Here is a 2,694-nt window from a genome sequence, read left to right as displayed (position 1 = left end):
AGTTTTTGCGATCGCTTGTTTTTTCTCCGACTTCACAAAATCGCGTTGCTCCCAGAAAAACTTAAATCAGGTGAAGTTGTTCAAAGAGACTTACTTAAGAATCCTTTAGACTGGGCAAAAGGTATTTTAGATTCCCTGAAGGGTGATGCTTCTGGGAAGAAGAGTGAATTACGAGGTGATGCTGATGGTAAAAAATCTCAAGTAGATGGGGCAAAACAAGCTAAAGGTAGTGAATTAGACGGTGATAAACAAGCTAAAGGCAGTGAATTAGATGGTGATAAACAAGCTAAGGCATCTGAATTAGAAACTGATAAACAAGCTAAAGGCACTGAATTAGAAACTGATAAACAAGCCAAAGGCACTGAATTAGAAACTGATAAACAAGCCAAAGGCACTGAATTAGAAACTGATAAACAAGCCAAAGGTGATGAACTTCAGTCAGAAATAGAAACTAAAGGGACTGAAGTAGAAGGAGAGACTGAAGCTAAAGGTACAGAACTACAAACAGATGCCCAAACCCAAGCCACTGAATTACAAGGAGAAGAAGCAAACTTAAAACAAGAAACTACTGCTAAAGAGCAAGAAATCCAAACTGAAGTAACAGATAAAATTACCAATATTGAAAATAAAGCTGTTGATTCAAAAGGAGAAATTGAAAGTAATTGGACAAATTTAGAAAGTAGTGCAACTTCAGAAATAACGGCTCTGGAAATAGAAGCCCAGCAGTTTTCCCAAGCTTATATGGCAAAAGCTTCTGGCTTTATAAATAAAATGAATGGGGCTTCAGCAGGGGCAAAACAAGAAGACCAAAACCAGCAACAGGGAAGCGGGAACGGTCAAGCTCTACAAGCAGAATGGCTTGCACTCAAAGCAGAATCTCAATCAACTTGGGCAGCAATTCAAAGTAAAGTTGCTCCTGTAACGCAAAAAATTGAGCAAGGATGGCAAGGAATTAGCCACAAAGCGCAGGATGTTGGCACACAATTACAACAGCAGGGAGAACAAGTTAAGACTTCTGTAAATGAGTCTGTTACAAATGCTGGAAATTTCCTCAATGAGAAATGGACAACTTTAACTGATAAAGCATCACAAGGATGGACAAGCTTCCAAGATAAGGCAGGAGAAGCACAAAACTGGGTTGGAGAAAAAGTTAATAATGCTACCACTTGGGCAACAGAAAAGGCAGGAGCAGCAACTAATTGGTTATCAGAAAAAGTTAATAGTGCTGGTGCATGGATTGATGATAAGACAGGAGGAGCATTTAGTTGGCTTGGAGAAAAAGTTAATGGTGCAAGCTCTTGGATAGGAGAAAAAGCTAGTAGTGCAACTTCTTCGCTCAGTGAAAAAGCTAGTAGTGCCGGGACATTTATTGCCGAAAAATCGAGCAGTGCAACATCTTGGCTGAGTGAAAAAGGCAGCAGTGCTTTTAATTGGCTGACACAGAAAGGTGAAACTGCTAAAAATTGGCTCACAGAAAAAGGTGCAGGTGCAGCTAACGCAGTTGGTGAAAAAGCTGGGTCTTTTGTCAGTGGATTACAAGCAAAAGGACAGGGAGCAGTTTCCAGTATTCAATCTAAAGGAAGCTCGATTTTACAATGGCTTGGTGGGGCTGTTGGTTCCCTAATGTCTGGAGTTCAAGACACAGCCAGTAATGTTGTTTCTTCCTTAAGTGATAAAGTTTCCAGTTCTAATAATTGGGTACAGGAAAAAAGTTCTGGTGCATCGAGTTGGCTATCAGAAAAAGCGAATGGTGCAGTTAATTTCGTTCAACAGAAAAGTTCCGCAGGTTTAAGCTGGCTGTCACAAAAAGCGAATGGTGCGGTTAATTTTGTTCAGCAAAAAGGGTCTGGAGCGGTTAACTGGCTACAGGAAAAAGGCTCTAGTGTTGGTAATTGGCTCAAAGAAAAAGGTTCTCAAGCTTGGAATGGTGTTCAACGTCTAGGTGAGTTGGGTAAAAATGCTCTTCAATGGGCTGGTGATGGGGTTAAGGCTGGTTGGGAATGGACGAAGAATAAAGCTAGTGATTTTGGTAATTGGGCAACAGAAAAAGTATCGCAAGGATTAGCTTGGGCTAATGAGAATATCCTGCAACCTAGTATGAGTTGGTTAGGGGATAAGTGGGCAGGTGTTAAAGGATGGTTAGGAGAACATTACCCAGCAATTAGTAAATGGGGACATGACATCTTAGATTTGGTTGGTTTAGCTGCGCCCTTTGTTGGTGCAATTGGTGGAGGTATTGTTGGAGGTATTGCAGGTTTAGCCGCAGGTGGTGTGGGAGCAATACCAGGTGCGATCGCAGGTGCATCAGCAGGATGGGCTGCTGGAGAAGTAGTTAGTACCATTGCCGATGGCATTAATACCGGTTGGTATCTGGGTGAATCTGGATATTATGCCTCACAAGGGGATGATGCCAAAGCGCAGGAAGCGTTACAGAATGCAGCTTGGGCGGGGATGGGGTTAATCCCAGTTGTTGGCAATGTCCTTGGTAAGGGGGGTAAGCGTCTCGCTCAAACAGGCGTGGGGCGCTGGGGAGGCAAGGCTCTTGATTGGGCAGGAGGGGGAGTTAAGCGTGGAGCAGATTGGTTAAGTAATACTCCTGCTGCTCGACGGGGAGGAGAAGCCCTCGATTGGGCAAGAGGGGGATACTGTTGGCGAATTCAGAGAAGCAGGATACTAGCTGGTTAGTTCAGTGAT

1 protein-coding gene is annotated in these 2,694 nt (G+C 43.1%); it reads left to right on the top strand.

Annotation, left to right across the window (positions count from 1 at the left end; translation table 11 throughout):
• On the top strand, positions 1–2,685 hold a 2,685-nt coding region (locus tag ACM0OW_RS25620; RefSeq protein WP_414553526.1), incomplete at its 5' end, for a hypothetical protein.
• Positions 2,686–2,694: the final 9 nt, after the last annotated feature.

Source organism: Anabaena sp. CCY 0017 (assembly GCF_963920885.1).
In the GTDB taxonomy this organism is placed as follows: Bacteria; Cyanobacteriota; Cyanobacteriia; order Cyanobacteriales; family Nostocaceae; genus Nodularia.
The sequence above is the reverse complement of the archived record's forward strand: the minus strand, read 5'-3'. Positions and strand labels throughout refer to the sequence as shown.